General features: G+C 71.5%; 25 protein-coding genes and 2 tRNA genes. 8 read left to right on the top strand and 19 right to left on the bottom strand.

All coding sequences use genetic code 11. From position 1 onward, the window contains the following. Positions 1–15: 15 nt before the first annotated feature. The 10 genes from ACZ434_RS14830 to ACZ434_RS14785 form a co-directional block, all read right to left on the bottom strand. Positions 16–1,386 (bottom strand): bifunctional albaflavenone monooxygenase/terpene synthase, encoded by a 1,371-nt coding sequence (locus ACZ434_RS14830; protein ID WP_468455584.1) that lies wholly within the window; start codon positions 1,384–1,386, stop codon positions 16–18. Then, complete coding sequence (gene cyc1, locus ACZ434_RS14825) at positions 1,383–2,468, bottom strand: epi-isozizaene synthase (RefSeq protein WP_468455901.1); 1,086 nt, start codon at positions 2,466–2,468, stop codon at positions 1,383–1,385. The genes ACZ434_RS14830 and cyc1 overlap by 4 nt, the downstream gene beginning before the upstream one ends. 220 nt (positions 2,469–2,688) lie before the next feature. Then, positions 2,689–3,339, bottom strand: coding sequence for a peptide deformylase (gene def / locus ACZ434_RS14820; RefSeq protein WP_468455581.1), 651 nt, complete (start codon positions 3,337–3,339; stop codon positions 2,689–2,691). Positions 3,340–3,405: 66 nt separating this feature from the next. After that, positions 3,406–4,386, bottom strand: a complete 981-nt coding sequence (locus ACZ434_RS14815) for a tetratricopeptide repeat protein (RefSeq protein ID WP_468455579.1) — start codon at positions 4,384–4,386, stop codon at positions 3,406–3,408. Between the two features lie 157 nt (positions 4,387–4,543). Then, on the bottom strand, positions 4,544–5,881 hold the full coding sequence (locus ACZ434_RS14810) for an HD-GYP domain-containing protein (protein ID WP_468455577.1): 1,338 nt from the start codon (positions 5,879–5,881) through the stop codon (positions 4,544–4,546). Then, positions 5,788–7,164, bottom strand: coding sequence for an HD-GYP domain-containing protein (locus tag ACZ434_RS14805; protein ID WP_468455575.1), 1,377 nt, complete (start codon positions 7,162–7,164; stop codon positions 5,788–5,790). Before ACZ434_RS14805 ends, ACZ434_RS14810 begins: the two co-directional genes overlap by 94 nt. A gap of 145 nt (positions 7,165–7,309) precedes the next feature. Continuing rightward, a complete protein-coding gene (gene rsrA / locus ACZ434_RS14800; protein ID WP_468455573.1) occupies positions 7,310–7,612 on the bottom strand; it encodes a mycothiol system anti-sigma-R factor in 303 nt (100 codons plus the stop codon). Further along, positions 7,609–8,292: an RNA polymerase sigma factor SigR gene (gene sigR / locus ACZ434_RS14795; protein WP_468455899.1), complete on the bottom strand. Its 684-nt coding sequence runs from the start codon at positions 8,290–8,292 to the stop codon at positions 7,609–7,611. Before sigR ends, rsrA begins: the two co-directional genes overlap by 4 nt. A gap of 259 nt (positions 8,293–8,551) precedes the next feature. Continuing rightward, on the bottom strand, positions 8,552–9,226 hold the full coding sequence (locus ACZ434_RS14790; RefSeq protein ID WP_468455571.1) for an alpha/beta hydrolase family protein: 675 nt from the start codon (positions 9,224–9,226) through the stop codon (positions 8,552–8,554). Positions 9,227–9,248: 22 nt separating this feature from the next. Beyond that, positions 9,249–10,064 (bottom strand): SOS response-associated peptidase, encoded by an 816-nt coding sequence (locus ACZ434_RS14785; protein WP_468455569.1) that lies wholly within the window; start codon positions 10,062–10,064, stop codon positions 9,249–9,251. Between the two features lie 60 nt (positions 10,065–10,124). Between ACZ434_RS14785 and ACZ434_RS14780 the strand changes: the two genes are divergently transcribed. The 4 genes from ACZ434_RS14780 to ACZ434_RS14765 all read left to right on the top strand — a co-directional run bounded on the left by ACZ434_RS14780 (position 10,125) and on the right by ACZ434_RS14765 (position 13,721). Further along, positions 10,125–10,847 (top strand): M50 family metallopeptidase, encoded by a 723-nt coding sequence (locus tag ACZ434_RS14780; RefSeq protein ID WP_468455897.1) that lies wholly within the window; start codon positions 10,125–10,127, stop codon positions 10,845–10,847. Between the two features lie 96 nt (positions 10,848–10,943). Then, positions 10,944–12,260: a 3-phosphoshikimate 1-carboxyvinyltransferase gene (gene aroA, locus ACZ434_RS14775; RefSeq protein ID WP_468455567.1), complete on the top strand. Its 1,317-nt coding sequence runs from the start codon at positions 10,944–10,946 to the stop codon at positions 12,258–12,260. 9 nt (positions 12,261–12,269) lie between these two features. Then, the gene (gene rsgA, locus ACZ434_RS14770; protein ID WP_468455565.1) at positions 12,270–13,280 is read left to right on the top strand and encodes a ribosome small subunit-dependent GTPase A; all 1,011 of its coding nucleotides are present in this window, start codon (positions 12,270–12,272) and stop codon (positions 13,278–13,280) included. 117 nt (positions 13,281–13,397) lie between these two features. Next, complete coding sequence (locus tag ACZ434_RS14765) at positions 13,398–13,721, top strand: DMT family transporter (RefSeq protein ID WP_189559290.1); 324 nt, start codon at positions 13,398–13,400, stop codon at positions 13,719–13,721. 12 nt (positions 13,722–13,733) lie between these two features. Here the strand turns inward: ACZ434_RS14765 and ACZ434_RS14760 are convergent, their stop codons facing one another. Then, a complete protein-coding gene (locus ACZ434_RS14760; RefSeq protein WP_468455562.1) occupies positions 13,734–14,342 on the bottom strand; it encodes a TetR/AcrR family transcriptional regulator in 609 nt (202 codons plus the stop codon). A 128-nt stretch (positions 14,343–14,470) separates the two neighbouring features. On the opposite strand from ACZ434_RS14760, the gene hisN reads away from it, so the two are divergent. The 3 genes from hisN (at position 14,471) to ACZ434_RS14745 (ending at position 16,517) form a co-directional block, all read left to right on the top strand. Next, complete coding sequence (gene hisN, locus ACZ434_RS14755) at positions 14,471–15,271, top strand: histidinol-phosphatase (RefSeq protein ID WP_468455560.1); 801 nt, start codon at positions 14,471–14,473, stop codon at positions 15,269–15,271. A 168-nt stretch (positions 15,272–15,439) separates the two neighbouring features. Continuing rightward, entirely contained in the window at positions 15,440–15,841 is a 402-nt protein-coding gene (locus tag ACZ434_RS14750) for a CBS domain-containing protein (protein WP_468455557.1), read from the top strand. A 259-nt stretch (positions 15,842–16,100) separates the two neighbouring features. Next, a complete protein-coding gene (locus ACZ434_RS14745) occupies positions 16,101–16,517 on the top strand; it encodes a Fur family transcriptional regulator (RefSeq protein ID WP_468455555.1) in 417 nt (138 codons plus the stop codon). Between the two features lie 75 nt (positions 16,518–16,592). Here ACZ434_RS14745 and ACZ434_RS14740 read toward each other — a convergent pair. The 4 genes from ACZ434_RS14740 to ACZ434_RS14725 all read right to left on the bottom strand — a co-directional run bounded on the left by ACZ434_RS14740 (position 16,593) and on the right by ACZ434_RS14725 (position 21,984). After that, positions 16,593–16,666 (bottom strand) — tRNA-Met (locus tag ACZ434_RS14740). A 212-nt stretch (positions 16,667–16,878) separates the two neighbouring features. Beyond that, complete coding sequence (locus ACZ434_RS14735) at positions 16,879–18,690, bottom strand: tetratricopeptide repeat protein (RefSeq protein ID WP_468455553.1); 1,812 nt, start codon at positions 18,688–18,690, stop codon at positions 16,879–16,881. A gap of 222 nt (positions 18,691–18,912) precedes the next feature. Beyond that, a tRNA-Met gene (locus ACZ434_RS14730) sits at positions 18,913–18,986 on the bottom strand. A gap of 55 nt (positions 18,987–19,041) precedes the next feature. Then, positions 19,042–21,984: a UPF0182 family membrane protein gene (locus tag ACZ434_RS14725; protein ID WP_468455894.1), complete on the bottom strand. Its 2,943-nt coding sequence runs from the start codon at positions 21,982–21,984 to the stop codon at positions 19,042–19,044. Positions 21,985–22,148: 164 nt separating this feature from the next. On the opposite strand from ACZ434_RS14725, the gene ACZ434_RS14720 reads away from it, so the two are divergent. Continuing rightward, positions 22,149–22,691 carry a PPA1309 family protein gene (locus ACZ434_RS14720; RefSeq protein ID WP_468455551.1) on the top strand — a complete coding sequence of 181 codons (543 nt, stop codon included), beginning with the start codon at positions 22,149–22,151 and terminating at the stop codon, positions 22,689–22,691. A gap of 9 nt (positions 22,692–22,700) precedes the next feature. On the opposite strand, the gene ACZ434_RS14715 is transcribed toward ACZ434_RS14720, so the two are convergent. The 4 genes from ACZ434_RS14715 to ACZ434_RS14700 all read right to left on the bottom strand — a co-directional run bounded on the left by ACZ434_RS14715 (position 22,701) and on the right by ACZ434_RS14700 (position 25,916). After that, complete coding sequence (locus ACZ434_RS14715; protein ID WP_468455549.1) at positions 22,701–23,795, bottom strand: YlbL family protein; 1,095 nt, start codon at positions 23,793–23,795, stop codon at positions 22,701–22,703. Positions 23,796–23,894: 99 nt separating this feature from the next. Then, positions 23,895–24,059, bottom strand: a complete 165-nt coding sequence (locus ACZ434_RS14710; protein ID WP_228969642.1) for a hypothetical protein — start codon at positions 24,057–24,059, stop codon at positions 23,895–23,897. A gap of 168 nt (positions 24,060–24,227) precedes the next feature. Then, the gene (locus ACZ434_RS14705; RefSeq protein ID WP_468455546.1) at positions 24,228–24,686 is read right to left on the bottom strand and encodes a molybdenum cofactor biosynthesis protein MoaE; all 459 of its coding nucleotides are present in this window, start codon (positions 24,684–24,686) and stop codon (positions 24,228–24,230) included. Positions 24,687–24,800: 114 nt separating this feature from the next. After that, positions 24,801–25,916 (bottom strand): SDR family oxidoreductase, encoded by a 1,116-nt coding sequence (locus ACZ434_RS14700; protein WP_468455544.1) that lies wholly within the window; start codon positions 25,914–25,916, stop codon positions 24,801–24,803. Positions 25,917–26,082: the final 166 nt, after the last annotated feature.

Genomic DNA, 26,082 nt, shown 5'->3' with positions numbered 1-26,082 from the left:
GCGCCGTGCCGCCGGTCAGCGGGGCAGTGCCCGCAGCATCAGCCGGCGCGGCCGCAGCGTGATGCCGATCCGGGGCCGGGCGTCCGAACCGGACACGTGCTCGAACCGGTGGGCCGAGGCGATCACCGACGTGAGGAGCGTGAGCTCGGCCATCGAGAAGTGGTCGCTGGGGCACTTCCGGTTGCCCACGCTGAACGGGCTCATCGCGTACTTGGGCACCTCCCCCGACCGCTCGGGGAGCCAGCGGTCCGGGTCGAACTCCTCGTGCCGCTCGTACGACCGCCGGTCGCGCTGGATGGCGTACGGACTGTAGATGACATCCGCCCCCTTGGGAATGCGGTATCCGCCGAGTTCCGTCTCGGCCACCGCACGGCGGGTCAATATCCATACGGCCGGATAGAGCCGCAGGGTCTCCGTGACGACATTCGCGGTGTACGTCAGCTTTCGGACGTCATCGAATGCGACCGGACGGTCACCGACGACGGCTTTCACCTCGTCGCGGATCTTGTCACCGAGTTCCGGGTGCTCGGTGAGAACCAGGAGGAGCGACATGATCGTGGACCCGACGGTTTCACTTCCGGGGGTGAGGATGGCGATGACCTGATCGTGGATCTCCTGTTCCCCGATGGGCTCGCCATTGTCGTCCTTCGCCTCCAGCAAAGCCGTCAGCAAATCGTCCGGCTTTTGACCGCTTGCCCGTCGGTCGGCGACGATCTCGTCGACCAGGACGTGCAAATCGGCCAAGGCCCGGTTGAATTCCCGATTGGCGGGAAGCGGAACCTTGTAGAGCGGTCCCAGCGGTACCACCATGCGCTGGTACATGCCGCTGAACAGTGCGGCGAGGTCGGTGCAGATGCGCTCCGCGCGGGCGTCCATGTAGCTGCCGCGCATCAGGCAGCGGGCGGCGATCCGCACGGCCACCCGGAAGGACTCCGCCGTGATGTCGAGTTCCTCGCCGGAGCTCCAGCGCTCCACGAGCGCGTACGCCTCCTCCGCCATGATCGGCCCGTAGGCGGGGATCGCGTCGAGTCGGAAGGCGGGCTGGATGGTGCGGCGCTGGCGCCGGTGGAGCGGGCCGTTGGCGGTGGCCACGCCCTCGTCGCCGAGCAGGTCCCCCAGGGACTCCCACAGCGGTCCGGCGATGATGTAGTCCGGGCTCAGGGCCACCGCCCCGGTGAGGGCGGGGGTGGTGACGGCGTACACCGTCTTCGGTCCGAGCTTCAGCCGCACCACGTCACCGTGGTCGCGCAGCGCGGACATGAACGCCAGGGGGTCGCGCGCCAGCTTCCAGCCGTGGCCGAGGACCGGGAGTCCTCCGCCGGCCAGGGGCGGCTCGTGCAGTGCGGTCGTCCCGGACTGACCGGGCTTCACCGATTCGACGGTCATTTCTCACCTGCCGCTTCGTTGTCGACGTACGGGGGTGTGGACCGGTCGTCCCAGCTGTCGACCCGGTACCGTCCGGACTCGTGGTGGAACCAGTAGACGGAACTGAACCAGTTCCGCATATTGCCGACGCATGTGCGTACGGCAGCGCCCGTCTCCTTTCCTCCCACCGTGCCGTCGTCCAGGACGTCGGCGAACCGTAAGGCTTCCCTCTCGGCTTCCTGGAATTCGCGGATGCATTCCTCCACGCGATGCCTGATATCGGCGATCGCTTCTTCGAGCGTCAGCCCTTCGTGGACGACGAGACTGATTCCGAGATTGTGCACCTCGTTTCCCGCTATTTCCTTCGGGAGTGAGCACAGGTCGTTGTACCAGGCGGCGAATTCCTGACTGAGCAGTGCCGCCTTCCGGTATGCCGGGTTCTCCCGCACCGTCTCCGGGAGTTCGCTTCCGGCGCTCGGTTCGAGCAGATCGGTCCAGATCCGGTGCGCGAAAGTGAGCCGACGCAGTTCCAGGTACTCCTCGACGGTGGGGACGATCCCCTCCGTACGGTTGTGGAATTCTTGGTCGTACGCCTCGATCACGGCATGGAAGTGCCGGGCGAACCGGGTGTTCCAGCTGTCCGGCAGGAACCCGTACAGCCGCAGCACGCTGTCCGCGAGCCCCGCGACCACCGGATCCTCGTGGCGGAGGTGGTCCCCGGGGCTGTCGAGGGCCGTGTGCAGCCTGTCCTTGAGCCGCCGCCAGGCGGCGGGGCGGCCGTGCACGATGTCGCGGTCGTGCCGGTCGTCCCAGACGAAGAACCACGCGCTGTAGTCCGCTATCGCCTGGAGGACCTCGTCGGGGGCGCCCATGTAGTACCCCGCCATAAGGTCGGTGTAGCACAGGCCGTCGGCATATTCCTCCACCTTGTCCGCGGGCATGAGCCGCTTTTCGAGCAGCCACGCCCTGGTCGTCACCTGAAGCGTCGGCCAATACGGATGGAGTTGCCGGGGAAACGCCGTCTCGATCACCGGAAGAGACAGCGCCGGTGGAACTGCGATGGTGGTCGGTGTCGATGTGGTGCCGTGTGACAAAGCATGCACGAACAATCCCCTCTCAGCCGCCAGTCGGCGCGCGCCCGCCCCCCGAGCCGGGCGCACGCCGCGCGTATCCCCGCACCTCCATTCAGCACCACAACTGACCGTTGTGGGAACGGATTTGCTTCTTTCACTACTTCTCCGCACACGAAGACGCACGGCGCCCGGCCGGAGAGGGGTCCGGCCGGGCGCCGTGCGCGGGGCGGTGGAGGGGCTCCCGCCGCCGTCAGTCGTTGGCGACCACGGGGTAGCGCGGCTCGTTCTCGGCCATCTGCCGCAGCGCGTCCTTGCGTTCCCGCTTGGAGAGCCGGTCGATGTACAGGTAGCCGTAGAGGTGGTCGGTCTCGTGCTGCAAACACCGTGCGAAGTAGCCGGTGCCCCGTACCCGGACCGGGTTGCCCTTCTCGTCCTGCCCGGTCACTTCGGCGTAGTCGGGGCGGGCCAGCGACGCGTACGCGGTGGGCACCGACAGACAGCCCTCGCTGCTGTCGTCCAGCCGGCGCCGCTCGGCGGGCAGTTCGACCAGCTTCGGGTTGCAGATCACCCCGGTGTGCCGCACGCCCTCGTCGTCCGGGCAGTCGTAGACGAAGACCTTCCGGTCGACGCCGATCTGGTTGGCGGCCAGGCCCACGCCCTCGGCGGTGCGCTGGCTGGCGAACATGTCGGCGACCAGCTGCTGGAGCTCCTCGCCGAAGTCGGTGACGTCCTTGCACTCCTGGTGCAGCACCGGGTTGCCGACCACCGTGATCGGGCGCGAGGTGCCGCGCTCCCGCCAGGCCGCCTCGCGCTCCTCGCAGTCCTCCGTATCGATGACGTACCCCTCGTCGTCGACAGGGAGCACGCCCGCGTGCTGCTGATCGGTGTCCTGCTGAGCCATGACCGAGGTGTGCCTTCCTGGGAAAACGGGGTTTGACCTGACAAGGGTACGGTGCGGCGCCCGAGCTCAGCAGACCTCTTCGAGATCCCGCCAGTCCCGCGAGTCCGGGCTGTCCGCGACCCAGCCGTCGAGCAACCCCCGGACCAGCGAAGCCGGCGCGGCCAGACCGCACTCGCGCTCCGGGACCCACGACTGCCCGTCCGTGACATGGCCCAGCGGCCCGGGATGCCCGGGCTCGCTGTGGTCGTGCGGGTCGAGGTGCTCGCCCTCGCCCTCGTCGGACGGCATCCGGGACTCCGAGCACATCCGGCACAGCAGCCGCACCGAGGAGGACCAGTCCTCGGCGGCGAAACCGGCGTCGGAGGCCAGCTGTTCCAGCGCGTCCCGGTCGGCCTCGGTCGCGGCCTCCAGCAGCACCACCCAGGTCGGCACCGGCGAGGGCGCCCACAACTCGATCTCGTCGAACACCGGGTAGGTGTGGCCGGCGGCCGTGCTGCGCTCGCCGTGCGGCACGCCGTCGTGCAGCACGACCTCGCCCCAGCGGCGCCCGGAGGACGGCAGCGGAATGGACAGCACCTCGATCCGCGCGGGGTCCAGACGCCGGCCCCACACGACCTCCGCCTCGCCCTCCGGGGACAGCCGGACGGCCGCGCTGCCCAGCTCCATGCCGAGGGGCTCACCGGAGTCGGTGGCCGGGCCGGGCACCTTCAGTCCGTAGGCCTGCCAGGCCCGCCGGGCCAGCGGCCAGTCCTGCAGGGCGGTGGCGGCGATGCCGACGTTCCACCAGTCCGGAGCGCCGGTGTCGCGGTCGAGCAGCGCCACGGCACGCAGACCGGCGGCGCGCGCCTGCTCCCAGTCGTGGCGGAACTTGTGCAGCAGGGCGAGGTTGAACCAGGACTCCGACAGCCAGGGTTCCAGGTCGGCGGCACGTGTCAGCAGCGCGCCCGCGTCCTCGTACCGGCCGTCGCCGATGAGCGTGAACGCGCGGTCCGTGGCCTGCCGCCAGGAGGCGGAGGGCCGGTGCCGTCCCTTGCCGAAGATCCTCACGATTCCCGCCTGCCAGTTCCGTTCGGTGGGCCGGCCGATCCGATCCGCGCCCCCGGACACCCTCTCCTTCGCATCCAACCACGTACGGCCACGAGGACGCTCATTACCCATGGGTTACCCAGCCTCGTACGGGGTCAGACAGCCCTGTTCGCGGCTGTCACCGCGGGCTTTCCGGGTACTCACGCGCCTCCTCCGCATTCCGTGACAGGACCCGGGCCAGTGCTTCGACGACCTCCGGCGCGTACTCCCCGGCGGCAGCGAGCCGCAGTTCCTCCAGCGCGGTCAGCGGCCCGCCGGGACCTCCTTCCCTGGACTTCTCCTCGTACGCGTTCACCGCCCGCACGATCCGCGCGGCGAGCGGCTGCTCCCCGTGCGGATCGGCCTGGCGTTCGACGATCCGGGCCACCCGGGGATCGACCCCGGTCCGGCGTACGACCGCGCCGCCGAGCAGTGCGATCCGCCGCTGTTCGGTGACCGGCAGGACGGCGGTGGCTCCGGCGGGGACCGGGTCGACGAGGCTGAGCTGGCCGATGTCGTGCATCAGGGCCGCGTACTCCAGGACGGTCAGCTCCGGTTCGGTCAGTCCGAGGTCCCGGCCCACCGCCTGGCTGAGCGCGGCGACCCGGCGGGCGTGCCCGGCGGGGGTGTACCCGGCGATCTCGGTGGCCCGCGCGAGGGAGGCGATGGTCTGCCGGTAGGTGGCGCGCACGGCCGCGTACCGCCGGTAGGACAGCTGGGCGAGCAGCAGGGGCACGGAGAAGACGGGCAGCGCCCACAGCCCGACGACCGCGACGCCGAGGGCCATCACCGCGCCGGTGGCGATGACGGCGGCGCCGATGCCGGGGACGGCCCGCAGTTCGTCGCGCAGCAGCGGCGGGAAGGGCCAGCCGGTGCGGGAGTGGGCGAGCGCGGCGGCGAGCACGGCGTCGCACAGGGCGGTGAGGGACAGCAGGGCGAGCAGCAGCAGCGCCTGCGCGGGCCCGCCCCAGTCGTCGAACACGCCCCGCGCGGAGAGGGGCTGGAAGCACACGGCGACGCAACCGACGGTCAGCACCCGGCGGGCCGCCGTGTCGAGGGTGGGTCCGTCGCCGCGCCCGACCCGCGGGACGCTGCCGAGCAGGGTCGCGGCGAGCACCACGGTGACGACCTGGGCGGCGCCGTGGTGGGCGGGGCGACCGGCGATCTCCCCGAGCAGCGCGTACGACAGCGATCCGGCGGCGGCGAGCGGGGCGGCCTCCCGAATCCGGGTCCCGCCGCGCCGGGTGACTTCGCCGACGGTGACGAGCACCCCGAAGGCCAGGGCGGCGCCCCGTTCCCCGACGCCGTCGCGGAGGGTGCCGGCGAGGGCGGCGGCGGCGAGGAGGGCGGCGAGGGCGTGCACGGCGGTGTGCAGGCGGGGCCTCACCGGTGCGCCCCCGGCCGGTCGGTGACCGGGGCGGCGGGGCCGGGCACGGCGGTGGCGCGGGCCTCGTCGGCGGTCACCGCGGGATGCCATCCCGTCCGGCCGATCGCCCGTACCAGCGCGCCCACCATGCGCGGGTCGAAGTGGCTGCCCGCGCAGCGGCGGAGTTCCTCCAGCGCGACCGGCACGGGTCGCGCCCTGCTGTAGGAGCGGGTGGAGGTCATCGCGTCGAAGGCGTCGGCGACGGCCACGACCCGGGCGGACTCGGGGATCTGACCGCCCGCCAGCCCGTAGGGGTAGCCGGAGCCGTCGAGGCGCTCGTGGTGGTGCAGCACCGCCGCGCGGGCCTCGCCGAGGAAGGAGATGCCCCGGACCATCTCGTGCCCGTACTCGGGGTGCAGTTCGATCACCCGGCGTTCCTCGGGGGTCAGCGGGCCGTCCTTGGTGAGCAGCCGGGTGGGCACGCCGAGTTTGCCGACGTCGTGCAGGATGCCCGCGAAGCGCAGCACCTCGACGCGTTCGTCGTCCAGGCCGAGTTCGCGCGCGATCATCATGGAGGCACGTCCGACGCGTTCGCTGTGCCCGCGCGTGTAGCCGTCCTTGATGTCGACGGCCTGGACGAGCGCGCGGATCGTGGCCCGATGGGCGGCCCGCTCGCGGTGGTACTGGGCGAATGCCCACCACGAGACGCCCATGGGCAGCAGCACGAACAGCGCCGCCACGGGGCCGTACGCGCTGCGCCACAGCAGGGCCATCATCAGCCCGGCGAGACCGTGCACGGCGAGCGGTGCCAGCGACCTCGCAAACCGCCGCCACCATGCGGCGGGCACCGCCCCGAGCCGTCCGCGCGGGCTGCCGCCGACCGCCGGCCCCGGGACGCCGTCGAGCAGGGTGAGCACCAGGCAGAACGCCACGACCGCGGCCCCGGCCGCCGCGAGCGCGCCCGGTACGTCGCAGTCCGCCACGGCGTCGCGGCCCCCGGCCGCCAGGTGGGCCCGGCTCGCGGCGGCCACGGCGAGCACCAGCCGACCGGCCCGCCAGAGCCTGCGCACCGGGTACGGCCGCTGGTCCACGGGGAGCAGCAGCGCCCCGGGCAGCGCGACGAGCGCCGCGGCCTGCGGCGGCAGCAGGAAGGCCCCGGCCAGCAGCACGGGGTGGAAGATGCCGCCCGGGTACGGGGCGGGGACGAGGCGCGACCGGGCGAGACGCTCGCACCCGGCGTACAGCGCGGCGAGCAGGAGGACCGGCGTCCAGGGGATCGGGGCGTCCGGCGGGAGTCCCGGTGACGGGAGCGCCGGGAGGGGCGGCAGACAGAGCAGGGCCGACAGGGTCACACCGGCGACATACGCGCGGGCCCGTGCCGGTAACGCCTCCATGAGCCCCTCCCCGACCGTGCCCGCCCCGTCTCGGCCTGCCGTCCGCCAGGCTCAGGAGCCTAGGGCGGCGGGGGCTGCCTCCACGGGCGGACAGCCCGCGGATTAGCACGTACGAGTGACACGGGGGCCGGGGTGCGGCGGGAGGTCAGGACTCCTGCGGGGTGGCCGTGACGTCCTGGTCGGGGACGGCCTGGCCGGAGCGGATCAGGTCGATCCGGCCCATGACCTTGGAACGCAGGTCGCCGGGCACGTCGTCCTGCCCGCAGCAGCGCTTGACCAGCTTCTTCACCGCCTGCTCGAGCCCGTACTTCTCCAGGCAGGGCGAGCATTCCTCGAAGTGGTGCTCGAACTTCGCGCAGTCCGAGTCCGGCATCTCACGGTCGAGGAACTCGTAGAGATGATCGAGGATTTCGCTGCAATCCGTCTCGTGCGGCTCTCCGCAGCTCATGACCCCGAGCCTTTCGCTTCGTTCGACTCCCCGGCACCCGCCGGGACCAGTCCGCGCTCACGCGCGTAGTCCTCGAGCATGCCGCGCAGCTGGCGGCGCCCCCGGTGCAGCCGGGACATCACCGTACCGATGGGTGTCCCCATGATGTCGGCGATCTCCTTGTAGGCAAAGCCCTCGACATCGGCGAGGTACACCGCGATGCGGAACTCCTCGGGGATCGCCTGAAGCGCTTCCTTGACGTCCGAGTCGGGCAGGTGGTCCAGCGCCTGCGACTCGGCGGAGCGCAGTCCCGTCGACATGTGCGACTCGGCACGCGCGAGCTGCCAGTCCTCGATCTCCTCGGCCGCGCTGCGCTGCGGTTCACGCTGCTTCTTGCGGTAGGAGTTGATGAAGGTGTTGGTGAGGATCCGGTACAGCCACGCCTTGAGGTTGGTGCCTTCGCGGAACTGGTGGAAGGACGCGTACGCCTTGGCGTACGTCTCCTGGACCAGGTCCTCCGCGTCGGCCGGGTTGCGCGTCATGCGCAGTGCGGCCGAGTACATCTGGTCGAGGAACTCGAGCGCGTCCCGCTCGAAGCGCGCACTGCGCTCCTCGGCCGACTCCGCTCTGCCGCCCCCGCCTTCGGGCCGCTCCGCCTGGCCGTGTTCGGTCCCTGCGTCGGTACCGGGAACCGGACCCACCTCCTCCAGTGTCGTCGTGAGACCGAAGCCGGTCTCACCCGAATCGGAGGATAGACGACGATCCGGTCCGCCCGCCGCCCGAACAGGGGCGGTCTTCGCCGCGTGCAGCACCGTCCAGTCCAGGTCGGCGCGAGCACTGGGGCGCGGGCACAAGGTGGAACCCATGCGGCGGACTTCCTCTCCTACGACGGTGGTGCCGTCACCGGCACGTACGACCGTCCCAACAGCCGGAGCCGCCGGGGCATTCCCGGCGCACGTCTCAGCGGAGCGTGCCGGTCCACCGCACGACGGCGCCGGTGACGACCGCCAGGGCCCGGTCCTGGCTGATGTCCGCCCGCTTGGGCACGGCGAGGCCGTGATCGGCGTGCGGGACCTCCACGAGTTCGTAGGCCCCCTCGGGGAACTCCCCGGGCCTGCCGAACGGGTCGTTGCCGCCCTGGACGACGAGGGTGGGCACGCCCGCGCCCAGCAGCTCGTCGGCGCGGGACTTCTCGGGCCTGCCCGGGGGGTGCAGGGGGAAGCTCAGGGCGAGCACCGCGCGGGCGCCGAGTTCCGCAGCGGTGCGGCAGGCGACGCGGGCGCCGGCGCTGCGCCCCGCCGAGATCACCGGCAGGCCCGGTTCCGCCAGCGCGGGCCAGATGCCGCGCCAGCCGGTGTCCAGGGTCTTCGGCGCGGGGGCCACCTTCTTGCCGGCCACCCGCCAGGGCTGCTCGACGAGGGCGACGCTCACTCCGTGCGCGGGCAGCGCGGCGGCGAGCGCCCTCAGGTCCCGGGCCTCGATGCCGCCGCCGGCGCCGTGGCTCACCGCGAGGACGAGGCGGGCGCGGCCGTGGGCACGGTGCCAGGTGACGCGGGCGGTGCCCGCCTCCGTCTCGACGGTCTCGGCCGTGACGGGCGTGCCTGGCGTGTCTGTCGTGTCTGGCGTGTCAGTCATGTCTGGCGTGTGGGGGGTCACGTCAGAAGAGTGTGCCCTCTTCGGGCGCGGCCAGCTCCTTCAGCAGCTCCGGTCCGTTGTTGCGGACGTTGCTGACCGCCGTGGCGACCGGGTAGGCGCGCATCAGGCCGGCGGGCGGCGGGGCGAGCAGCTCGCGCAGCTCGTCGACGTCGGTGCGGGCGGGGTCCAGCCAGGCGTCCCAGCGGTCGGGGGTGAGCATCAGCGGCATGCGCGGGTGGATCTCGGCGAGGGCGTGCGGGCCGTCCTCCGGGGAGACGGCGAGCGGGCTGCTCTCCGCCTCCGTGGTGATGACCGAGCACGTCACCCACCAGGCCTGGGGGTGGTCGTCGGGCAGCGTCCGGTCGCGCCAGAACTCGTACAGCCCGGCCATGGCGAAGACGGAGCCGTCGGCCGGTGTCACGAAGTAGGGCTGCTTGCGGGGCCGCTTCTTCCTGCCCTCGACCTCCAGCTCCCGCTCCTGCTTGCCGGTGACCCACTCGTAGTAGCCGTCGGCGGGCAGGATGCAGCGCCGGGTCGAGAAGGCCCGGCGGTAGGACGGCTTCTCGTGGACGGTCTCCGCGCGGGCGTTGATCATCCGGGCGGCGCCCTCGGGGGTCTTCGACCAGGAGGGCACCAGTCCCCACTTCAGCTTGCGCAGCTGCCGAACCGGGCGCGGGTCCGGCACGTCTTTGAGGGCACGGTCGAGAACGGCGTAGACCTCCTTGGTCGGCGCCACGTTGAAATCGGGCTCCAGGGTCTCCTCCGGCTCCCACGTCTCGATCTCGAAGATTCCTGCGAGATCCTCGGGCCTGCGACTCGCTGCATACCGTCCGCACATACGTGCAACACTGCCAGACTCCGTACGCACACAGGGAGCGATCCGAAACACATGGAAAGCATGGTCAGCACCGCGTCCGCGTCGCTCGGCTCCCTCTGGGACGAGGTGTCCGGCACCCAGCCCGACCCCGATGTGTGGGTCGTGGTGGCCACTCTGGTCGTCGCGGCCGCCGTGGTCGTGCCCCCCGGGCTGTGGCGGGTGTCCCGCAACGCCATCACCATCGCGCACGAGGGCGGGCACGGTCTGGTGGCGCTGCTCACCGGCCGCACGCTGACGGGGATACGGCTGCACTCGGACACCAGCGGCCTGACGGTCAGCCGCGGCAAACCGCACGGCATCGGCATGATCCTCACCGCCGCCGCCGGCTACACCGCTCCCCCGCTGCTCGGCCTGGGCGGCGCCGCCCTGCTCGGTGACGGGCGCATCACGCTGCTGCTGTGGCTGGCGACGGCGCTGCTGGTGGCGATGCTGGTGATGATCCGCAATGCCTACGGGGCGGTGTCGGTGCTGGTCACGGGCGGCACGTTCGTGCTGGTGTCGTGGCTGACCGGGCCCCAGGTGCAGGCGGCGTTCGCGTACGCGGTGGTGTGGTTCCTGCTGCTCGGCGGGGTGCGTCCGGCCTTCGAGCTCCAGGCCAAGCGGGCGCGCGGGGGCGCGGGGGACTCGGACGCCGACCAGTTGTCCCGGCTGACGCACGTACCGGCGGGGCTGTGGCTCTTCCTGTTCCACGCGGTGTCGCTGTGCTCGCTGCTGGGCGGGGGCAGGTGGCTGCTGGGGCTGTGACGCCGACCGCACACGCGGGCGTCGGCCGCGCGGGCCGGCCGCCGCGGACGCGGGTGACGAACGGCCCTGTCACGCCCCTCCTTATAGAGTGGCCCCATGGCCCCGAACCCCACGCACACCGCCCTCTGGCACGCCCCGTACGCAAGCGGAGCCGTCGACGCGACGGTCCACGTGCCCGGGTCCAAGTCGGTGACCAACCGTGCCCTCGTGCTCGCCGCCCTCGCCTCCGAGCCGGGCTGGCTGCGCCGCCCGCTGCGCTCCCGCGACACGCTGCTGATGGCGGGCGCCCTGCGCGCCATGGGCGTGGAGATCGAGGAGGGCGTCGGACCCGACGGCACGGGCGAGGCCTGGCGGGTGCTCCCGACGGGCCTGCACGGCCCGGCCACCGTCGACGTCGGCAACGCCGGCACGGTGATGCGGTTCCTGCCCCCGGTCGCCACGCTGGCCGACGGCCCGGTCCGCTTCGACGGCGACCCGCGGTCGTACGAGCGTCCCCTGAACGGGGTCATCGACGCGCTGCGCCGGCTGGGTGCCCGTATCGACGACGACGACCGCGGCGCGCTGCCGATGACGGTGCACGGCGGCGGCGCCCTGGACGGCGGCACCGTGGAGGTGGACGCCTCCTCGTCGTCCCAGTTCGTCAGCGCCCTGCTGCTGTCCGCGCCGCGTTTCAACCAGGGCGTGGAGGTCCGGCACACCGGCTCGACGCTGCCGTCCCTGCCACACATCCGGATGACCGTCGACATGCTCCGCGCGGTGGGCGCCCAGGTGGACACCCCGGAGTCGGGCGGCGAGCCCGACGTGTGGCGGGTGACCCCGGGCGCCCTGCTCGGCCGGGACCTGACCGTGGAGCCGGACCTGTCCAACGCCCAGCCGTTCCTGGCGGCGGCGCTGGTGACCGGCGGCAAGGTGATCGTCCCGGACTGGCCGGAGCGCACCACCCAGCCCGGTGACAGGCTGCGGGAGATCTTCACCGAGATGGGCGGTTCCTGCGAGCTGACCGAGTACGGACTGGTGTTCACCGGCTCCGGGTCGGTCCACGGCATCGACGTGGATCTCAGTGAGGTCGGCGAGCTGACGCCGGGCATCGCGGCCGTGGCGGCCCTCGCCGACTCCCCGTCCACGCTGCGCGGTGTGGCGCATCTGCGGCTGCACGAGACGGACCGGCTGGCCGCGCTCACCAAGGAGATCAACGAACTGGGCGGCGACGTCACCGAAACCGCCGACGGTCTGCACATCCGCCCGCGCCGGCTGCACGGCGGAGTCTTCCACACCTACGAGGACCACCGCATGGCCACCGCCGGCGCCGTCATCGGCCTCGCGGTCGACGGCGTGCAGATCGAGAACGTGGCGACGACGGCGAAGACCCTGCCGGACTTCCCCGACCTGTGGACCGGGATGCTCGGGGCGTAGGGGTCCGCCATGCGCCGCTACGGCAAGCACACCGACGAGGACGACATCCGCTCGCGTCCCCACCGCAAGGGCAACCGGCCGCGCACCCACATCCGGCCCAAGCACGAGGACGCCGCCGAGGGGCTGGTCCTCACCGTCGACCGGGGCCGGCTGACCTGCCTGGTCGAGGACCGGACCGTGATCGCGATGAAGGCGCGTGAGCTGGGCCGCAAGGCGGCGGTGGTCGGTGACCGGGTGGCGATCGTGGGCGACCTGTCGGGAAGGAAGGACACGCTCGCGCGGATCGTGCGGATCGAGGAGCGCACGTCGGTGCTGCGCCGTACCGCGGACGACGACGATCCGTACGAGCGGGTGGTCGTGGCCAACGCCGACCAGCTCGCCGTCGTCACCGCCCTCGCCGATCCCGAGCCCCGGCCGCGGCTGATCGACCGCTGTCTGGTCGCGGCGTACGACGGCGGTCTGGAGCCGCTGCTGGTGCTGACCAAGTCGGACCTCGCGCCCGCCGACAAGCTGCTGGAGCTGTACGGCGACCTGGACATCCCGTACGTCGTCACCAGCCGTGCGGAGCTGGAGAGCGGTGCGGCGGCGGACCGGGTGCGCGAGCAGCTGGACGGCCGGATCACGGCGTTCGTGGGGCACTCCGGGGTCGGCAAGACGACGCTGGTGAACGCGCTGGTACCGGAGGACCGGCGCCGTACGACCGGTCATGTCAACGCGGTGACGGGGCGGGGGCGGCACACCACGACCTCCGCGCTGGCACTGCCGCTGTCGGGCGTCGAGGGCTGGGTGATCGACACTCCGGGGGTGCGTTCCTTCGGGCTCGCCCATGTCGACCCGTCCCGGGTGATCCACGCCTTCCCCGATCTGGAACCGGGCACCGAGGGCTGTCCCCGCGCGTGCAGTCACGACGAGCCGGACTGCGCGCTGGACGCCTGGGTGGCCGAGGGGCACGCGGATCAGGCGCGGCTGTACTCGCTGCGGCGGCTGCTGGCCACGCGTGAGCGGACCGAAGGCGACTGACCTTCGCGTGTTTGCCGGGCCGTGCGGACGGTAAGTGCATAATCGCACCGAGCCGGACCCGAACCTGCCGAACCTGGCGAAGCGGTCACCGTGCGTGGGAATGCGGGAGGACGACACATGGCGTGGCTGCTGGTCATCGTGGCCGGGTTGCTCGAGACCGGATTCGCCGTGTGTCTGAAGCTGTCGCACGGCTTCACGCGGCTGTGGCCGACCGTCGCGTTCTGCGCGTTCGCGCTGGGCAGCTTCGGGCTGCTGACCATGGCGCTGAAGAAGCTGGACGTGGGTCCCGCGTACGCGGTGTGGACGGGCATCGGGGCCGCGGGGACGGCCATTTACGGGATGGTGTTCCTGGGGGACCTGGTCTCCACGCTGAAGATCGTGTCGATCACGCTGGTGATCGTCGGCGTGATCGGACTCCAGCTCTCGGGGTCGGCGCACTGAGGTCCGGGGTTCTCACGGCACCGGCTGCCGGTGCAGGGCGGCGCGTACCAGGTCGGCGACACCGTTGCCGGCCGGTGGCGCGGCGACGCAGGACAGGGCGAGGCGGACCACGAGCTCGCAGGAGCGGGCGAGATCGGCGGTGTCGCTCCTGGGCGCGGCGGAGCCGGCCAGGGCGGTGACGGCGCGGTCCCGGACGAGGGCGACGAGGTCGGCGGGTGAGGGCAGCGGGCCGTCGGCGCGGCGCTGGGCGGGCACGGTGGAGCGGGACGGCACGGACGCCAGGGCCGGCGCGGGCAGGCGTTCGCCCCAGCATCCGGTGAGCATGGCGCGGACGAGGGCGTTGCCGCGGGCGCTGGAGACGGTCCACTCGGCGGTCGCGGTCAGCCGGTCGCGCGGGTCGGCGGGGCCGGTGAGGGCGCGGTCGACGCCGGCGAGGTAGCCGTCGGCCTCCCTGCGGACCAGGGCGCGGGCGAGGCCGTCCTTGCTGCCGAACTCGTTGTAGAGCGTCTGCCGGGAGACTCCCGCCGCGGCGGCCACGTCCACCATCCGCACGGCGGACCACGACCGGCGCGCCAGTGCCGTGTACGCGGCGTCGAGCAGAGATTCCCGCGCTGCAGGCATCTTCGCCTCCCTCGGGGCGAGCGGCCGGTCCTGCGGTTCAGATTTGACGCGCCGTCGGGCACTGTCAAGGGGTCCCGGACCCGGCCCCCGGTAGCCCCGCACCGACCTCGGCGGATACCGTTCGTTGCATGCCCGACTACCTCGACGACCTGCGTCTCGCCCATGTCCTCGCGGATGCCGCCGACGCCGCGACGATGGACCGGTTCAAGGCCCTCGACCTCAAGGTGGAGACCAAACCGGACATGACGCCGGTGAGCGAGGCGGACAAGGCGGCGGAGGAGCTCATCCGGGGCCATCTCCAGCGCGCCCGCCCGAGGGACGCGGTCCTGGGTGAGGAGTACGGCGTCGAGGGCACGGGGCCGCGGCGCTGGGTGATCGATCCCATCGACGGCACCAAGAACTACGTCCGCGGGGTGCCCGTCTGGGCCACGCTGATCTCCCTGATGGAGGCGGGCGAGGGCGGATTCCAGCCGGTCGTGGGGGTGGTGTCCGCACCCGCGCTGGGCCGCCGCTGGTGGGCCGCCCGGGGGCACGGCGCCTTCGCCGGCCGCAGCCTGTCGTCGGCCTCCCGGCTGCAGGTGTCCCGCGTCTCCAGGCTCTCCGACGCCTCGTTCGCGTACTCCTCGCTGAGCGGCTGGGAGGAGCAGGGACGGCTGGACGGCTTCCTCGACCTCACGCGCGAGGTGTGGCGCACCCGCGCGTACGGCGACTTCTGGCCGTACATGATGGTCGCCGAGGGGTCGGTCGACCTGTGCGCCGAACCGGAGCTGTCGCTCTGGGACATGGCGGCCACCGCGGTCGTCGTCACGGAGGCCGGCGGCTCCTTCACGGGCCTCGACGGCCGCCCCGGCCCGCACAGCGGCAACGCGGCGGCGTCGAACGGGCTGCTCCACGACGAGCTGCTGGGGTATCTCAACCAGCGCTACTGAGAAGGGGAGCGCCGCCGAGCCTCCGCAAGCCGGCGTACGCGCCCTCTTGTTGACCCCCGTTGTGCCTGCCACTCTGGGAGTCCCCCCACTTGTGAACTTGTGAAAACCCGAACGAGCGGGCTCCCCCGCCCGTGACGTCGTGTTTTCCGGTAGGAGGTGGCTCCATCCATGCTCGTCCGTGACGCCATGAGCACCGTGGTCCTCACCATCGGCCCCGCCCACACACTCCGCCAGGCCGCCACCCTCATGTCCACCCGCAGGGTGGGCGCGGCCGTCGTCCACGACCCCGACGGCACCGGCATCGGCATCCTGACCGAGCGCGACATCCTCAACTCGCTCGGCCTGGGCCAGGACCCGGACACCGAGCGCGCCCACGCCCACACCACCACCGACGTCGTCTTCGCCACCCCGTCCTGGACCCTGGAGGAGGCGGCCACCGCCATGACCCGCGGCGGTTTCCGCCATCTGATCGTCCTCGACCGCGGCGGACCCGCCGGCATCGTCTCGGTCCGCGACATCATCCGCTGCTGGGCACCGGAACGGCAGGGGGCCCAGCAGGTCCCGGTGTAGCGGCATGGAGAACGGGCCGGACCCCCGAGGGGAGTCCGGCCCGTTGCGTTCGACAAGCGGTCCAGCGCTGGAATCGGCCGCGCAGGGCCTTGACCGCGGCCTCCAGCCGCTTGCCGAAGTCGGTCGCGTCCCGGAGGGAGATCGCTGGACGCTTGGCCAAAGCCGAACTCGATCCTACAATGGACAATGTCTAAGTCAAGCGAGGCTCCAAAGTCACACCCATTCGGGGCCCGATCCCCCTGCTGTTAGGCTGGTGCCCATGAGTGACCTTCTGGAACGGCTCCGTGGACGTGGATGGCGGATGACCGCACAGCGCCGTGTCGTGGCCGAGGTCCTCGACGGTGAACACGTCCATCTGACGGCCGACGAGGTGCACGCCAGGGCCGTCGCCAAGCTGCCCGAGATCTCCCGGGCGACCGTCTACAACACCCTGGGCGAGCTGGTCTCGCTCGGTGAGGTGGTCGAGGTCGCGACCGACAAGCGGGCCAAGCGCTACGACCCCAACGCCCACCGTCCCCACCACCACCTGGTGTGCGCGCGGTGCGGGGCGATCCGTGACGTCCACCCGACCGGCAACCCGCTGGCCGACCTGCCCGACACGGAGCGGTTCGGCTTCACGGTCTCCGACGTCGAGGTCACCTACCGCGGCGTCTGCCCGAACTGCGCGTCGGCGTAAGCGCCTCCGAAGCGGGGCTGTTCGCTTCATGACCGAGGGCCGGAATCCTGTGGGATTCCGGCCCTCGGCCTTCAGTAGCGGGGACAGGATTTGAACCTGCGACCTCTGGGTTATGAGCCCAGCGAGCTACCGAGCTGCTCCACCCCGCGTCGATGAATGCAACGTTACGTCAACCCCAAGAACAAAAGCAAATCGCTCCCCGCTGGCTGCGGGCAGTCGTGCCGGTGGGGCGGCACGGGTGGGCGCTGGGGCGGCACGGGTGGGCGCTGGGGCGGCACGGGTGGGCGCTGGGGGTACCCCCTCTGGGGGAGGCACCCCGCACACGCCGGGCTGCGCAACACCCCCGCCCAGCCACGACACCTCACGCCGACAGCTCCTCCCGCAAGGCGTCCCGCAACCGAGCAGCCCGCTCCGTAACCGCCGGAGGCCCCAGCACGGCCGCCCGGTCCGCCCACCGCTGCCCCTCCGCCAGCTCGCCCCGCCGCGCGTACACCAGCGCGAGCCGCAACGCCGCGCGCCCGTGTCCCGCGTCCGCCGCCCGCGTCCACCACACCGCCGCCTCCGGCTCGCTCCCCTCCCGCGCCAGCAGCAGCCCCAGGTTGAACGCCCCGTTCCGCGACCCGGCCTCCGCCGCCTCCCGGTACCACCGCGCCGCCTCGACCACGTCGCCGCGCGCCGCCGCCAGCATGCCGACCCGCACCTGCGCCCGCCGGTGCCCCTGGCAGGCCGCCCGCTCGTACCACTCCTCGCACTCGCTGCGCCGGTGGACCGGCTCCCCCAGCTCGTGCGCGGGCTCCGGCGGCCGGCGGGCGTCCAGCACCGACGCCAGCCGGTACGCGGCCTCCGCGCTGCCCCCGCCCGCCGCGCACCGCAGGAACCGCTCCGCCTCGCTCTCCTCGCCGTCCCGCAGGCGCGCCATGCCGACCTGGAGCGCCGCCTCCGTGTGTCCGGCGGCAGCCGCCCGCTCGTACCAGCGCAGCGCCGCCCGCTCCTCGCCCCGGCCGGCGTGCAGGATGCCCAGGTTGAAGGCGGCGTCCACGCTGCCCGCCTCCGCGGCCTTGGAGAACCACGGCTCCGCGCCGGTCTCGTCCCCGGCCCGCAGCAGCAGGATCGCCAGCGCGTTCGCCGCCTCACGGTGCCCGGCGTAGGCGGCCCGGCGGTACCACTGCTCGGCGGGGGCGGTGCGGCCCTGGTCGGCGCAGAGCAGCCCGAGGTTGTAGGCGCCGTTGATGTCACCGGCGTCCATCGCGGCCCGGTACCAGCGCTCGGCGGTCTGGGTCTCGCCCCGCTCGGCGTGCAGCGCACCCAGCGCGTTGGCGGCGTTGCCGTCGCCGTCCTGGGCGGCGCGCAGCCACCACACGGCCGCGTTCTCGGTGTCACCGGCGTCGCGCAGCAGGAAGCCGAGCGCACAGGCGGCCCGGGCCTCACCGTCCTTGGCGGAGGTCAGGTACCAGCGGCCGGCCTCCTTGAGTTCGCCGCGCTTCTCCAGGATCGCCCCGAGGTGCAGCGCGGCCCGGCGGTGGCCGCGGGCCGCGGCCTGGCGGTACCACTGCCCGGCCTCCTCGACCAGGGCGGCGCCGTCCTGCTCGGATTCCCGCGCGGCCCGGCGGTCCAGTGCGCGGGCCAGCCGGTACGCCCCTTCCCGGTGCCCCCGCTCGGCGGCGGCCCGCATCCAGCGTTCCGCCCCCTCCGCGTCCCCGCGGTGTTCCAGCAGGTCGGCCAGGGCGTAGGCGCCGAGGGCGTGGCCCTGCTCGGCGGACTGGCGCAGCCAGTACTCGGCGGCGGGCTCGTCACCGCGCTCGCGGTGGTGGCGGCCGAGCGCGTGCGCCGCCGCGGTGGAGCCGGCGACGGCGGCGATCCGCCACCAGCCGGCGGCCTCGTCCGGGTAGCCCCGCTGGTGCAGCAGGACACCCAGGTTGTTGGCGGCGGCGCGGTCGCCGGCTGCGGTGGCGGCACGCAGATGGGGTTCGGCTCCGTCGAGGTCGCCGCGACGCAGCAGCATGGCGCCGAGGACACTCATCGCCTCGACATCACCGGCCTCGGCGGCGAGCCGCCGGCGCAGCTCTTCCGCCGCCTCGTCGGCGGCCTCCCCGTCGCGAGGTTCCTCCCGGAGGGAGGACTGCACAAAACGCCCTGTCCCGAACAGAGTTGCCTTGTCCCCCATAACATCCATCGTCGCACCACCTGCAACCTGGGTACACCTGGTATACCGCAGCCAGTGAGGTCACTTCAGCGTTTTGTCGACATGCCCACAGAGAGACAAGTCAAACACAGATCGGCCAACTCCCGTCGGCGGCACGGCCGTCGACGGACCAGGTACATGCGTTCGCACACCACAAAGGCCCGGACTCCGTGAGGAATCCGGGCCTTTGCCGTCGCCGACCGGCGACTTCAGTAGCGGGGACAGGATTTGAACCTGCGACCTCTGGGTTATGAGCCCAGCGAGCTACCGAGCTGCTCCACCCCGCGCCGTTGTGTTGCAACCGTAGCACGGCGCGGGAGGAGCGTTCGACCAGCCTGCTCGCTAACCGCTGGGGCTCGCGTCGGGGCTGGGACTGCTCTCCCCGCCGCCGGCGCCGCCACCCCCTTCGGCCGACTGGGCCTCCTCGGCCTCGCGGAGGGCGTTCTCCAGGTCCTTCTGCGCCTTGCCGTAGGCCTCCCAGTCGTTGTTCTTCAGGGCTTCCTGGCCGGCCTCGAAGGCCTTCTGGGCGTCGTCCAGGGCCTTCTGGACCGTGGGATTCTCGGCCGCGGGCGGCGGCGACTCGGTGCCCTCTTCCTCACCGGTTCCCTCGCCCTCGTCCGCCGGTGGCTCCACGGGCGTGCCCTGTCCGCCGAAGACCTTGTCCAGCGCCTGCTCGAGCGTGTCCTCGAACGCGGTCTGACCGCCGTAGGTCACCAGCACCTTGCGCAGCAGCGGGTACTTCAGTCCACCGCCGCGTACGTAGACCGGCTCCACGTAGAGCAGTCCTCCGTCGAGCGGGACGGTCAGGAGGTTGCCGTACTCGACCTCGGAGTCGCCGCCTCTCAGCAGCCTGATCGTCTCGGCGATGTCCTGCTGGGAGTTGAACTGGCTCTGGACCTGTTTCGGCCCGGACACCGTCGTACTGGTCGGCACCTTCAGGACTCTGATCTTTCCGTAGTCCTGGGTGCCCGGGTCGGCGTTCACCGCCATGAAGGCGCTGAGGTTGTCACGTCCGTTGGGAGTGAACGTCGTGGTGAGCGAGAAGACCTGATCCTGCTGGTCCGGCATCTTCATGCTCAGGTAGTACGGAGGCACCGTCTCGCCCGTCTTGTTCGTCGGGTCGTCCGGCACCTGCCACACCTCGCTGCCCGAGAGGAACGTGTTGGCGTCCTTCACGTGGTAGCGGGTCAGCAGCTCGCGCTGGACCTTGAACAGGTCCTGCGGGTAGCGCAGATGGGCCATCAGGTCGCCCGAGATCTCGCTCCTCGGCTCCACCGTGTCCGGGAACGCCTTCATCCACGTCTTGAGGACGGGGTCCTGGGTGTCCCACTGGTAGAGCTTGACCTCGCCGCTGTAGGCGTCGACGGTCGCCTTCACCGAGTTGCGGATGTAGTTGACCTGGTTCTGCTGGGCCACCACCGCGCGCTGGTCGTTGGTGGCGGTCAGCGAGTCGGCCGTGGTGTCGCCGAGGGTCGTCCGCGAGGCGTACGGATAGCCGTTGGTCGTCGTGTAGGCGTCGACGATCCACTGGATCCGGCCGTCCACGACCGCCGGGTAGGCGTCGCCGTCGATGGTCAGCCACGGGGCGATCGCCTCGACGCGCTCCTTGGGCGTGCGGTTGTACAGGATCCGCGAACCGTCCCCGATCGCGCCGGAGTACAGGATCTGCGGTTCGCTGAACGCGACCGCGTAGGCGGCCCGGTTGATCGGGTTGGCGAGGTTGACCCCGCTGTCGCCCTTGTAGCTGTACGTCTTCTCGCCGCTGTCGTCGGAGTAGTCGATCTCCTTCTGGGGACCGCCGACGATCGAGTACGTCGTCGTCCGCTCGCCGTAGTAGACGCGCTGTTCGTACTCGCCCAGCTCGCCCTCGGACGGCAGGTCGGACTCGATGAACGCCGGGCGGCCGCCCGCGTCGGCGCTGGTGCCCTCCGCGGCGACGACACCGTACCCGTGGGTGTAGCGGAAGTGGTCGTTGATCCAGTTCCGCTTCGGGATGCCGTCGTAGTTCAGCTCGCGCAGACCGATGACCGTGTCCTGGTCCTTGCCGTCCTTGGTGTAGCGGTCGACGTCCAGGTTGGTCGGGAACGCGTAGTAGTTCCTGATCTGCTGGAGCTGCTGGAACGTCGGCGAGACGACGTTCGGGTCCATGATCCGGATGCTCGCCGCGTCGGCGACGTCGTCCCGGAGCCGGGTCTTGTCGTCGGTCTGGGGCGTGCCCGGGTACTCGCTGACCTGCGCGTCGTCGATGCCGTAGGCCTCACGCGTGGCCTTGAGGTTCTTCTCGACGTACGGCGCTTCCTTGGCCTGCTCGTTCGGCTGGACCTGGAACTTCTGCACGATCGCCGGGTACAGGCCGCCGATGAGGATCGCCGAGAGCACCATCAGGCCGAAACCGATGACGGGCAGCTGCCAGGTGCGCCGCCACAGGGTGGCGAAGAACAGCAGCGCGCAGATCACGGCGATGCAGAACAGGATCGTCTTGGCCGGCAGGTAGGCGTTCGCGTCGACGTACCTCAGGCCCGTCCAGCTGTCGGTCGCCTTGAAGTCGCTGGACTTCACGGCGAGTCCGTACCGGTCGAGCCAGTACGCGACCGCCTTCAGCGTGACGAACACGCCGAGCAGCACCGACAGGTGCCCGGTGGCCGCGGCCGTGGCGCGCGCGCCGGGGCTGGTGATGCGCAGCCCGCCGTACAGGTAGTGGGTGAGCGCGGCGGCGATCAGCGCCAGGATCGTGGCGGCGAAGCCGAAGCCGAGCAGGAACCGGTACCAGGGCAGGTCGAAGGCGTAGAAGGAGACGTCGAGGTTGAACTGCGGGTCCTTCTGGTCGAACGGCACGCCGTTGACCCACATCAGCCAGGTCCGCCACTGGCTCGACGCCGAGGCGCCGGCGATCAGACCGACCAGCGCGGTGATGCCGAGCAGCAGCCACTTCTTGTACGGGGCGATGCCCATCCGGTACCGGTCGAGGTTCTGCTGCTCCATCGACATGGCGCTCAGCGGCGGCCGCATGCGGTGGGCCAGCCAGATGTTGAAGCCGACCGCCAGGGCCATCAGCAGACCGAAGACGAAGAAGAGACCGATCTTGGTCCACAGGGTCGTCGTGAAGACGGACGAGTAGTCGACCGAGCGGTACCACAACCAGTCGGTCCAGAAGCCCGCGAACATGGTGAAGACCATGCCGAGGACGGCCAGGACGCCCAGTGTCATGAGCAGGGTCCGGACCCGCCGGGACGGGCGGCCCACTCTGATCCGTGGCCCCGTCGGGCCTCCGCCGCGGTCCGGCATCTGGAAAGCCAAGGTAGGCACCTCGAAGTTCGCTGTTGATTCGTCAGGCCCGCGGTTCCACGGACCGTGTGCGGACCCCTGTGATCGTGGGTCCACACCTATGCAACTTACTCACGCTTTACTCGGTTCCCGATTCGGCCCAGGAACGAGAGAGGATTGTGACCATGTCCAACACACCCATGGCCGCGAACCCGCTCACCCGGGCCGTGCTCGAGATCGACGAGTACGCCTCCGGACTCGGCTGGGACCAGCCCGCCCGCCTGTTCGCCCTCGTCGACACCGCCCGGCTGCGGGCCGAGCAGCCCTCGCTCGCGGGGCGGCTCGGCCTCGACGGCGAGCAGGAGGCCACCGCTTTCACTCCGATCGAGCAGGACAAGATTCCAACGGGCAAGCCGCTCGACGAGTTCCTGGGCACGATCGCCTGGCCCGAGGCGGTGGCCGGCTGCGCCCTGACCGTGGAACGTCTGATGCTGCCGCCGTCGGCGGAGGCACAGGTCCCGGAGAACCTCGACCAGGCCGCGCTGACCAAGTGGGTGGCCCGGCATCCGGAGCGTCAGGAGGTCCGGATGACGGTCGCGGTGCTGCGCGACGGCGCGCGCGAGTCCGCGCTGCGGCTGCGCGAGAAGGACTCGCCCACGGAGGTCCTCACCGGTTCCGACCTGGTGCCGGGTCTGGCGGAGGCGCTGACCGCGACGTTCGCGGAGTAGGGCGTCCGGTCAGGACGCCGTGCACTTCGGCAGGCCGGCGGTGTCGCCGGAGCGGATGTCCGCCAGCGCGCCGAGGGCGTCGTCGATGGTGTCCACCTTCACCAGGGTGAGGCCCTCGGGGGTGTCCTTGGCGGCGGACGCGCAGTTGTCGGCGGGTGTGAGGAAGTACTCGGCGCCCTTGTCGCGTGCGCCGACCGTCTTCATCTCGATCCCGCCGATCGGCCCGACCCTGCCCTCGTCGTCGATCGTGCCGGTCCCGGCGACGAACGCACCGCCGGTCAGGCTGCCCGGGGTCAGCTTGTCGTAGATGCCGAGGGCGAACATCAGGCCCGCGCTGGGCCCGCCCACGTCGGCGAGCTTGATGTCGATGCTGAACGGGAAGGTGTGGTCGGTGCCGGCGGAGATCCCGACTATGGCGCGCTCCTCGCCGGCGTCGTCGGAGGTCGTGGTGGTGATGGTGACCTTCTCGGTCTTCTCCGGCGTCCGCTGCTCCTTCTCCGCAGCGGCCTGCTCCTCGGCGGGGACGATCGTGAAGACGACGTCCTCGCCGGGCTTGTGCTCGGTGACCAGTTCGGCGACGTCGGCCGGTTCCTTCACGGCCTTCCCGTCGACGGCCTTGATCACATCGCCCGCGTGCAGCTTGCCCTCGGACGGGGACCCCTTGACCACGGTGGCGACGATCACCCACGACTTCACCGGCACGTCCAGTGCCTCCAGGGCCGCGACCTTGGCGCTCTCCTGGGACTGACTGAACTCCTCGGCGTTCTCCTGGGTGGACTCCTCCTCCGTCTTGCCGTCGGGGTAGAGGGTCTCGTGCGGAACGACCTTGTTGTCGTGCGCGAGCCATCCGTAGACGGCCTCGACGAGGTTCATCCGGTAGTCGGCGCCGGTGACCCGCACCGTGGTCATGTTGAGATGACCGTCCGCCGGATAGGTCTTGTGCCCGGCGATCTGCAGCACCGGCTCCCCGTCGTGCTCGCCCAGCGTGTTCACCGTCGGCCCCGGCGACATCTCCGAGTACGGCACGGGGATGAAGACTCCCGCGCACAGCAACGCGATCAGCATCAGGGTGGAGGCGAGCATCGTCGCGGTGCGGCGTGGCATGCATCGACAGTACGGGACGGGCCTGTCAGCGCACCGTCAGGGCCGCCCGGACGGGCGGCCCTGACCGAACCGTACGCCGTGACCTGCTGCTTTCCTGCTTCAGCGGTCCGAGCGCGGCTTTTCCATGGCCTCGCGGAAACGGGCGTAACCGATGAGTTCGGGCCCGTCGCTGCGCACCTTGCGGGTTCTGTTGGCCCAACTGCCCCACAGCCCCGCTCCGATCGCGGCCACAAGCGGAATCAGCAACCAGGCGAGCGCCGCCATGCCGACCTCCCAACCCCATGAGCGTCCGCAACTGAGTGATCAGCAGATTAACCATCCGCAGTGACAACGCTCACCTCAGGGGTGCGGTTACGCAACCGGAGGCCCCGACGACGGCGCTACGCGCCGCACCGCCCTGCCGTCACCCGACCGCCACCACCCACGACGGCGCTACGCACCCACCCACTCCTCGGTCCCGTCCGAGAACTTCTGGTGCTTCCAGATGGGCACCTCGTGCTTGAGGTCGTCGATCAGCTTCCGGCAGGCCTCGAAGGCCTCCCCCCGGTGCGGGCACGACACGCCGACGACCACGGCGAGGTCACCGACCCTGAGATCCCCCACGCGGTGGACGGCGGCGAGCGCCCGCACGGGGAACTCGGCGGCGACCTTCTCGGCGATCCGCCGCATCTCGTCCTCGGCGCTGGGGTGACTCGAATAGCCGAGCTCGTCGACGTCCGCGCCCCCGTCGTGGTTGCGCACGGTCCCCACGAACAGCGCCGTCCCGCCGGCCGCGTCGTCCCCGACCGCGCGGAGGACCTCGTCCACCGACAGCGGCGTGTCGCGGATCGCGATCAGCTTGAGCGGATCCTGTGCTGCCTGCTCACCCGGGTGATCGTGCGTCGATGCCATGTCCCCATCGTGCCCCACCCCGCCGGCATCGCGGAATTGAGCCATCACCCGGTACACGCGCGGGCCCGTTCGGAGCCTCCTACAGGAGGAACCGGGACACCGCGCGCCCGTCGGTCAGATCCGCCGCCGCGCCTTCCTCGCCCGTCGCACCACCGCCGCCGCGCCCAGCAGGGCCACCGTCGCGCCCGCCGCGCCCGCGGCCGTCGCGTCCTTGCGCCCCAGCCGCCGGCCGGCGACCGTGTGCCTGCCGGACACCTCCTCCAGCAGTTCCTCGAGCACCTCCTCGTTGGTGTGCGCGGGACGCCACCCGGCGTCGTGCAGCCGGCTCCCGCTGACCACCCAGGGGTACATCGTGTACGCCAGGTCCCCGGCCGGGGACGGGGTGAGCCCGATCCGGTGCAGCCGGGCCGCCGCGCCGAGCGCGACCGCCGACGGCAGCTCCATCCGCCGGATCCCGCTGAGCTCCTCGACCTCCTCCTGCTCCAGCCAGCCGTCGCAGCCGACGGCCAGCTCGCCCTCGACCTTCTCCAGCACGGCGTACTCCAGGGCGCCGCACAGGTCGTCGACGTGGCAGAACTGCCACGCGGGCCGTGACCCCGCGACCACGAGCAGCCGCGGCGACTCGAAGTACCTGGTCAGCGCGGTGTCGGTGCCTCCCACCAGCACGGCGGGGCGGACCACGGTGACATTGAGACCCGGGTGGGCGCGGGGTGCCCGGCGCGCTAGGCGCTCGATCTCCAGGAGGTCGCCGACGCCCGTGGCCTCGGCCGTGGCGCGCAGTTCCGCGTCCTCGGAGAGCGGCAGCTCGTTGTCCGGCAGCGCCCCGTAGACCATCGTCGAGGTGCAGAGCACCACGCGGTGCACTCCGGCGGCCGCGGCGGCGGTCAGCACCGTCTGGGTGCCCCGTACGTTGTAGGCCGTCCGGGCGGCGGCGTCGGTCTCCAGATCGAGGTCGAGCGCCAGGTGGACCACCACGTCGGCGCCGCGCAGCTTGTCCGCGATGGCCGGATCCCGTACGTCCAGGATGTGCCAGCGGGCCTCGGCGCACTCCCCGCGCCGCTCGTCGATGGCGATGACCTGCTTGATCTCCTCCGACGCGGCGAGCCGCGCGGTGAGCAGCGCGCCGACGCCGGACGCGGCTCCGGTGACCGCGACGACGGGCCCGCGTGCGGCGGCGGGACTGGTTGAGTTGTTTCGCGCTGCGCGAACCTGCGGATCTGGGGAACTCACCGGGCGTCTCCAGCGGTTGTCTTCAGTACGAGCGCAAGCGACGCGTACGTACCAGGTGGCATCCATCCTGCCGCAGGCCTTCTGTCGGCGAAGCACCGAGGCCCGAACGGCTTCAGGTGTCTACGCTGGGTGGTGTTGTCGGGCAGCCGTGCCGCCGGAAAGAACC

This window comes from Streptomyces sp. NPDC030893, from assembly GCF_055571535.1.
Note: the sequence above shows the minus strand (reverse complement) of the source record. Positions and strands in the feature narration are given on the sequence as shown.